The sequence below is a fragment of the Mesorhizobium sp. M1E.F.Ca.ET.063.01.1.1 genome, assembly GCF_003998155.1.
In the GTDB taxonomy this organism is placed as follows: Bacteria; Pseudomonadota; Alphaproteobacteria; order Rhizobiales; family Rhizobiaceae; genus Mesorhizobium.
Map to the genome: position 1 here is coordinate 1 of NZ_RZSC01000249.1, position 7,837 is coordinate 7,837.

Genomic DNA, 7,837 nt, shown 5'->3' on the forward strand with positions numbered 1-7,837 from the left:
GTCCGAATGCATCCAGATGTCGAACAGTTTCTGCTGGTCGAAGCGGCCCTCGGCGATATTCTCGCCGGCGGCGCCGTGCACCCCGTTGCCTTTCATGCGGGAGGCGAAATCCTTGCCCCACCCGGTGGTGTGGCTCATGCGGGCGCGCGACGCCATGTAGCCCGCCTGCTGGAGCGCGGCCTGCTCGAGCTGTGTGTCCGGCGTCAGTGTCGGCAGTCCGGCCGATGTGCGGATTGTGCTCAACGTGGTGGTAGCGGAGGACGACACGCCGGCGCCTTCGCCGGTTGGCACCGTGACGCTGTTGCAGGCGGCGACGCCGCCAAGGGCCGCAAGGCCGATGGCCTTGAGCAATGTTCGTCTGTCGAGATTGAGGGACATGGTGGTCGGGATGGTCATCGTGCCTCTGATACCGGCGATCATGGCTTTTGCCGGGCAGACGATGAAAATCGCGTGAAGCGCGACATCCCCCGGAAGATCGGCTATGATGGCCGCGTTCTTGAAAGTGGCAGCCACGGGCGGCCACCCCAGGCGGTGACCGCCCCCGCGAAATACGGAGGACGGTTATGGCTGGTTTTCATGTCATGGCGGACGCGCGAGGGATGCATGTGCAGCCCACGGTGCGCCACATCACCACGTCGGACCTATGGGATGCGTTGCGGCTCGGCGCCGAGGATTTCTGGGCCAAGCCTTCGCACTACGTGTTCCTGTGCCTGATCTATCCGGTCGTCGGACTGATCCTGACGCGGTGGTCGTCGGGCTCAAACGCCATCCAGCTCGTCTATCCGCTGATGTCGGGCTTCGCGCTGATCGGGCCCTTCGCGGCGATCGGTCTCTATGAGATCAGCCGCCGGCGCGAGCTCGGCATGGACTCGCACTGGCAGCATGCGCTCGACGTGCGCCATTCGCCGGCGCTACCCTCGATCGCCGTGATCGGCGGCCTGCTCTTCGGGCTCTTCCTTCTGTGGTTGTTCGCCGCGCAGTCGATCTACACCAGCCTGTTCGGCGCCGAGCCGCCGGCATCGGTCGGCACCTTCCTGCGCGACGTGCTGACGACCAGCAGGGGCTGGACGCTGATCCTGCTCGGCAACGCCGCAGGCTTCGTCTTCGCGGTCGTGGTGCTTGCCACAACCGTCATCGCCTTCCCGCTGCTGCTCGACCGCGATGTCGGCGCCGTCTCGGCGATCGAGACCTCGGCGCGTGCCGTGATGTTAAACCCGTTGCAGATGGCGCTCTGGGGCCTGACGGTCGCGGTGCTTCTGGTGATCGGCTCGATCCCGCTGTTTGCCGGCCTTGCCGTCGTCATGCCGATCCTCGGCCACGCGACCTGGCATCTCTATCGCAAGGTGATCGAGCCGGAGCAGATCCGGCCCGCCCGCCGGCCGATGTAGGTCTACGCCGGGGCCGCTAAGGCCGTCTCTACCTTTGCGCCTCGGTCGCCATTTTCAGCGCCAGCGCGGTCAGCACCGTGCCCATCATCCAGCGCTGGACGACCAGCCAGAACGGCCGTCCGGCGAGGAAGGTGGCGATCGAGCCGGCCGTCACCGCGATGATGGCGTTGACGGTGAGGCTGATCGAGATCTGCGTCACGCCCAGCACCAGAAGCTGCGACAGCACATGGCCCTTGGCCAGGTTGATGAACTGCGGCAGCAGCGACAGATAGAGCACCGCCACTTTCGGGTTGAGCAGGTTGGTCATCAGCCCCATGACGAACAGCTTGCGCGGCCTGTCCTTCGGCAGCTCGCGCACCTGGAACGGCGAGCGCCCGCCGGGCCTCAGCGCCTGCCAGGCTAGCCACAGCAGATAGAGCGCGCCGGCGATGCGCAGCGCGTCATAGGCGTAAGGCACGGCGAAGATGAGCGCGGTGATGCCCAAGGCGGCCGACAGCACATAGAACAGGAAGCCCAGCGCCACGCCGCCGAGCGAGATCAGCCCTGCCTTCGGCCCTTGCGATAGCGAGCGCGAGATCAGGTAGATCATGTTCGGCCCAGGCGTCAGCACCATGCCGAGGCAGATCAGCGCGAAAGTCAAATGGTTGGCGGCGTCGGGCACAGGCGTCTCCTGGAAAGCGCGCCTGAGATGTGCCCTGCCTCGCAGAATGGCGCAAGGGCTTCGAGGGCGCCGACCGTTGCGCCAGCCTCGATGCCGCCAAATCCGGCCGTTTCTCGACCAGGAGGTGATAATCCAATACACTTCCATTCACCTGGAAATTCGAGAGCCAGCTTTGCACGGGTCAACGCAATGCAAATCTCCTTCAAGGGCAAAAAGGTTGTTGTAACGGGTGCCAGTCGCGGCATCGGCCGGTCAATCGCTCTGGCATTTGCGGCGGAAGGCGCGGATGTCGCGATCTGCGCCCGCGGTGCGCCGGGTCTCGAAGCGGCTGAGGTCGAGCTGAAGCGGCATGGAGGGGCCATTTTCGCAATGCCATGCGACCTCGCAGAGGCATCTGCGCCCGCGAGCTTTGTGGCGGGAGCCGTTAGCGCGCTCGATGGTATCGACATTCTGGTCAACAACGCGTCGGGCATCGGCATGAGGGATGACGAGAGCGGCTGGCGAGCCAGCATCGACGTCGACCTGATGGCGACGGTGCGCACCACCCAGGCAGCCATCCCGTTCATGGAAAAAGCGGGGGGTGGCGTCATCATCAACATCTCGTCGATTTCCGGTTTCAGGGCGGTGCCGCGCACTTTGCCTTACGCTGCGATCAAGGCGGCGCTCGTCAACTACACAATGGGCCAGGGGTTGGCGCTTGCGCCAAAACGCATCCGGGTAAACGGCATCGCGCCCGGTTCGATCGAATTTCCAGGCGGCGTGTGGGATAACCGCAAGGCGTCCGATCCCCAACTGTATCAGCGCACGCTCGACAGCATACCTTGGGGGCGATTTGGCACGCCGGAGGAGATCGCGAAAGTTGCTCTGTTCCTGGCGAGCGAAATGGGAAGTTGGATTACGGGGCAAACGATCGCGGTCGACGGTGGCCAGTTGCTGGCCTCAAAGACGGGCCCTTCAGCGACATTGCCTGCATCGTGAAGCATGCTTTCAGAGCCTGGACGCTGACGTTCGACGCCCGTTTCTGATTTCCGGCCTTACCCCACAACCCGCAAATTCGACAGTTCGTTCGCGATCTCCTTGAAGTTGTCCGACAGCGTCGCCCCGGTCGCGTTCCAGAGCAGCTTGGCCGGCTTGCTGGGGTCGGCCGGATCCTTGCGGAAGCGGGAGTCGGACGAGCAGGCCTTGAGCGCATCCATCGCCTTCTTGTCGTCGGCATCGGTCGAGGACATGTCGAGGGCCACCGTCATCACCATGATGTTGCCCGCCTTGGCGTTGTCGCACAGCTTGGCCATCTGCTCGTTCATCGCGGCGGTATAGTTGCCCGACGTGTAGTTGAACTGACCGATGTCGCTCGACGTGCCGCCGAACAGGCGGGTGACCGAGGTGCCGTTATAGCCGACGCCGGTATAGCCGTAGGCGGCGTAGGTCGACTTGTTTCCGGCCGGGTCGGAACTCACCGTCGAATAGGTGTTCTCGCCGTCGGTGAGCACGATGACGACCTTGTCGTTGCCGCGTTCGGTCTCCAGCCTCCCTTCCGTGAAGGGCTCCGCGCTGGAGACGGTGCGCCAGCCCCAGGCCATGCCTTCCGGAACGTTGGTGTTGCCGTTGGGAACCATCAGGTCGATCGCCGCCTTGATAGCGGCGAGCCCGTCCGCATTGGTGACGTCGGTGAGCGGCGTGATCGGGGTCGTGGTGCAACTGTAGTTGGGACCGGCGCCCTTGCTCAGCACCGGCGCATTCATCGGCCGCGGCTGGAAATACTTGGCCATATTGGATTGCCTGGTCTTGCCGGTGGTGCTCGACGGCTCGTCGTTCCACCAGCTGTTGGCGGCGCCGTAGGTCACCGGCTTCGGCTCGTCAGGGTCCTGGGTCACATACCAGTGGTTGCCGGGCTCGTCCGGCGCGAACATCGGCACGAACATGGTGGCGGGGTCGCCTTCGCCGGTGCCGGTGTTGTTGGGGCTGCCCGAAGCCGGCGTGTCGTCGACATTGTAAGGATAGGGCCGCACCTCGACGCATCCCTGCCAACTGGCGAACGGGCCGTAAGTGTCGACATAGTCGTATTCGTCATGGCTGCGCTTGCAGGTGTGGTTGTCGCGGTATTCGTCGCAGACGACGCGCTTGCTGCCGGCGATACGTTCGTGGCTGGTGACGACCTTCATGTCGCGGTAGAGCTCGAAGCGGGTCAGGATCTGGCCTTCCTCCGCGCCCCAGCCGGTGCCTTTCTTGTACCAGATGCCGTTGATCTTCTCGGCGTGTTTGTCGGACGCGCTCAGCGTCGACCAGTCGAAATTCTCGTTGGCTATCGGTGACAGGCCGTAAGTATCCATCCACGGGGCGTTGTCGTTCCGCGGTCCGACATTGACCGAGGCGGCGAAAGGCACGAGGCTGAACTGGACGGGCTTGTCGATCTGCTTGATCTGCGCCGCCTGCTGCGCCAGCGTGTCGACGAGCTGCTTGGCGGCCTGCTTGAGCAGGTCGATGCGCTTCTGCCCGGTGCCGGTGCCTGCCGTCGACATCGAGCCCGAATTGTCGAGCACCATCGCCACTTCCAGCGTGTTCTTCAGCCGCACCTGGGAATTCATGTCGAGCTTGACCGGCTTGTTCGCGTCGGCTTCGCTCACGCCGACGAGCAGTGCCGACGCCGGATAGAAATAGGGGTGGTAATTGAGTGTCGCGCTCATGGTCAGCAAGCCGCCGCCGGCCTGGTTGCTGGGCAGCGTGACATCGAGCGATACGTTCGCGGGATCGATGTTGTTGAGGTTGGCATTGAAGAAGTCGACCGCATAGGCCTTGATCTGGTCGTCCGTCGCGCCCTCGGCAAGTCGCCGCGCCGCGGCGAAGTTGGCGGCGTCGAGTGCGTTCAGCACCATCTGCTTCTGGCGGTTGAGTTCGCTGAAGTCGACGGCCAGCGCCACGGCGCCCATCAGGGGCACCATGGCGATCGCTGTCACCAGGGCATAATTGCCGCGCCGGTCACGGCAAAATCGACGCCAGAATTCGCGCATCTTGGTAGTTGCCCCCTTTCGGATCAGCTGACGATGCGCAGGTTCGACAATTCGTTGCCGATCGCCTTGAAGTCGTCCGACAGCGTGGCGCCGGTCGAGTTCCAGAACAGCTTCGCCGGCTTGCTCGGATCGTTCGGATCCTGGCGGAAGCGCGAATCGGACGAGCAGGTCTTCAACGCGCTCATCTGCGCGGCCTCGGTCGTATTGCCGGCATCGAGGTCGAGCGCGATGGTCATGACGATGATTCCAGCCGCCTTGGCATTGTCGCAAAGCGTGGCGAAATGCTCGCTCATCGCCTTCGTGTAGTTGGCGTTCGAATAATCGGTCTTGCTGACGCTGCTGCTGGTGCCGAGGAACGGGCGGCCATAGGAGTAGGTAGTGTTGTACGGCTTCACATAACCCAGGGCCGAGTAGGTGGATTTGGCGCCGGCTAGGTCGTTGGCTCCCAATGAGTTTGGCGTGTAGTAAGTGTTCGCGCCGTCGGTGAGCACGATGACGACCTTGTCGTTGCCCCTCTCGCTTTCGGACCGGCCATCGGTGAAAGGTGCGGTGCTGGAAAGGGTCCGCCAGCCCCAGGCCATGCCTTCCGGCACGTTCGTGGCGCCGACATCGACCATGGCATCGATGGCCGTCTTGACCGCGCTCGCGCCGGCCGTGGTGGAGACATCGGTCAGCGGCGTAATCGCAGTGGTGGTGCAACTTGTATTCGGTCCTGCGTCCATCCCGTAGGCAAGGGTGACTCCGGTACCTGGACTGAAATATTTCGGCATGTAGCGTTGCCGTTCCGCGTCCGTGCCTGTCGACATATCGACATGCCAATTGCTGTAGGCGGGGCGCCAAGAGCCATCGTTGTTGTCGGTTTCGTCTGGAGCGAACATCGGCACGAACAATGTCGCAGGGGTCGCCGTGGAAGCGGCGGTGTCCTGGATATTATAGGGATATGGCCGCGATTCAACGCAACCGCCCCAACTCGCGATGCTGGCATAGGTTGCTGGTGATGTCGTGGTCGTGCAAACCCTATTCCAGCCCGTGCCGGTGCATGTGGTCGTGGACGTCGTTGTTGCCACGCGCTGCATCTGCTTGTAGAGCGACGTGCGCGTCAGTTCCCGGTCCTTTTGGGTCGCGTCCCAGCCGGTTCCGCGTGCGTACCAAGCGTCGCCGACCTTCTCCGCATATTTGGTCGATCCCCAGGGCGACGCCGTCTGGCTCATCGTCGTCCAGTCGAAATTCTCATGATGGATGGGCGAAATCCCCTTGGGATCCATCCAGCTTGCATATTCATTCGCCGGGCCGACATTGACCGAGGCGGCGAACGGGACGAGGCTGAACTGAACCGGCTTGCTGACCTGCTTCATCAATTGCGCCTGGCCGGCCAACTGGTCGACAAGCTGCTTGGCGGCGCCCTTCAGCAAATCGAACCGCACCTGGTTGGAACCATGGCCGAGTTCGGCCATCGAGCCGGAATTGTCGAGCACCAGCGAGACTTCCAGCGTGTTCTTGAGCCGGATCTCCGACTTTGCCGAGAAATTGACGGTGGTGTCGCCCGCCTTGCCGCCCAGCAGCATGGCCGCCACTGGCAGGAAATAAGGCTCGTATTTCAGGGCTGCCAGCATGACCAGCGTGCCGCCGCCGGCATTGTTGTTGGGCAGGGTCACCGTCAGCGTCGTGTTGGCCGGAAGGACATGCCTGAGATTGGCCTCGAAGAACTGCTTGGCGTAGGCCTTGGCCTGATCGTCGGTCGCCCCACCGACGATCTGCTGCGCCGTGGCGATGCCGGCGGCGTCCAGCGCGTTGAGCGTCTCCTGCCGCTCCCGGACCAACTCCGTGTAGTCGACTGCAAGCGCCACGCCGCCCATCAGCGGCACCATCGTGATAACCGTCATCAGGGCATAATTGCCCCGCCTGTCGCGTAGAAATTCGCGGATCATTGCGTTAGCCCCCGCTAAAGACCCATATCGATGTACGACCATGGTCGTATTTGAGCTGCAACCATGGTCACAAATCTTTAAACTTCACCTTGCGCGAAAACATCAAGAAGGCACCGCCTTTTTGACGGTCCATTAACCCTGCGCTTCCGAACGGGCGATATCGGGGCTCGCCTGCCGGCGACGGCGAAAGCTGATGACAGGATGAAGCGCTTCGGTTATGCGGGACCGGCGGTGACGGCCTCCGGACCAAAGGAATGGCTGTCACGGTTAATCAGGGATCAGATCAGGAAACGGCATGGCGGATTCGCCCGACATCATCGCTTCGCTCGCCGACCTGACGGGAGACTACGCCGCCATTCTGTGCGACGTGTGGGGCGTGGTGCACAATGGCGAATGGCACTTTCCCATTGCCGCCGAAGCGCTGGCCCGGGCGCGCGCGGCCAAAGTGCCGGTGGTGCTGATCACCAATTCGCCGCGCCGCAGCGCCGATGTCGTCGCGCAGATGAACGTGATCGGCGTTCCGGCCGGCGCCTATGACCGCGTCGTCACCTCCGGCGACGTCACGCGTGACCTGATCGCCGAGGGTCCGAGGAAGATCTTCCACATCGGCCCCGAGCGCGACTTCACCCTCTATGACGGTCTCGGTGTCGAGCTCGTCGAGGAATTCGAAGCATCCGGTGTCGTCTGCACCGGGCTCTATGACGACGAGGTGGAGAAGCCCGCCGACTATGCGGAGCTGCTGCGGCGGCTGCGCGCGCGCAACCTGCCGTTCATCTGCGCCAACCCCGATATTCTGGTCGAGCGCGGCGAGCGCACCATCTGGTGCGCCGGCGCGCTCGACCAGAATATCGG

Annotated in this window: 6 protein-coding genes and 1 pseudogene; 3 read left to right on the forward strand and 4 right to left on the reverse strand. The window is 63.2% G+C overall.

What is annotated here, in order from left to right:
* Positions 1-396: CAP domain-containing protein (locus EOA29_RS18280; RefSeq protein WP_127221245.1), on the reverse strand; the 396-nt coding region annotated here is incomplete at its 3' end.
* Between the two features lie 167 nt (positions 397-563).
* Between EOA29_RS18280 and EOA29_RS18285 the strand changes: the two genes are divergently transcribed.
* Entirely contained in the window at positions 564-1,388 is an 825-nt protein-coding gene (locus EOA29_RS18285) for a DUF2189 domain-containing protein (protein ID WP_127221244.1), read from the forward strand.
* Positions 1,389-1,416: 28 nt separating this feature from the next.
* Here the strand turns inward: EOA29_RS18285 and EOA29_RS18290 are convergent, their stop codons facing one another.
* The gene (locus EOA29_RS18290) at positions 1,417-2,049 is read right to left on the reverse strand and encodes a LysE family translocator (protein WP_126094425.1); all 633 of its coding nucleotides are present in this window, start codon (positions 2,047-2,049) and stop codon (positions 1,417-1,419) included.
* 189 nt (positions 2,050-2,238) lie between these two features.
* Here EOA29_RS18290 and EOA29_RS18295 point away from each other — a divergent pair, with 189 nt between their 5' ends.
* Positions 2,239-3,027, forward strand: a complete 789-nt coding sequence (locus EOA29_RS18295) for an SDR family oxidoreductase (protein WP_245464703.1) — start codon at positions 2,239-2,241, stop codon at positions 3,025-3,027.
* 56 nt (positions 3,028-3,083) lie between these two features.
* Here the strand turns inward: EOA29_RS18295 and EOA29_RS18300 are convergent, their stop codons facing one another.
* Together EOA29_RS18300 and EOA29_RS18305 are read right to left on the reverse strand one after the other, a co-directional pair.
* Positions 3,084-5,057, reverse strand: a complete 1,974-nt coding sequence (locus EOA29_RS18300; protein ID WP_126094423.1) for a pilus assembly protein — start codon at positions 5,055-5,057, stop codon at positions 3,084-3,086.
* A gap of 23 nt (positions 5,058-5,080) precedes the next feature.
* Positions 5,081-6,985 carry a pilus assembly protein gene (locus EOA29_RS18305; RefSeq protein WP_126094422.1) on the reverse strand — a complete coding sequence of 635 codons (1,905 nt, stop codon included), beginning with the start codon at positions 6,983-6,985 and terminating at the stop codon, positions 5,081-5,083.
* A 295-nt stretch (positions 6,986-7,280) separates the two neighbouring features.
* Here EOA29_RS18305 and EOA29_RS18310 point away from each other — a divergent pair.
* Positions 7,281-7,837, forward strand: a pseudogene (locus EOA29_RS18310) (TIGR01459 family HAD-type hydrolase); the annotation flags it as partial.

Coding starts and splice junctions, on each gene's coding strand:
- EOA29_RS18300 (WP_126094423.1), bottom strand. CDS start 5,057: ATGCGCGAATTCTGGCGTCGATTTTGCCGTGACCGGCGCGGCAATTAT.
- EOA29_RS18295 (WP_245464703.1), top strand. CDS start 2,239: ATGCAAATCTCCTTCAAGGGCAAAAAGGTTGTTGTAACGGGTGCCAGT.
- EOA29_RS18285 (WP_127221244.1), top strand. CDS start 564: ATGGCTGGTTTTCATGTCATGGCGGACGCGCGAGGGATGCATGTGCAG.
- EOA29_RS18305 (WP_126094422.1), bottom strand. CDS start 6,985: ATGATCCGCGAATTTCTACGCGACAGGCGGGGCAATTATGCCCTGATG.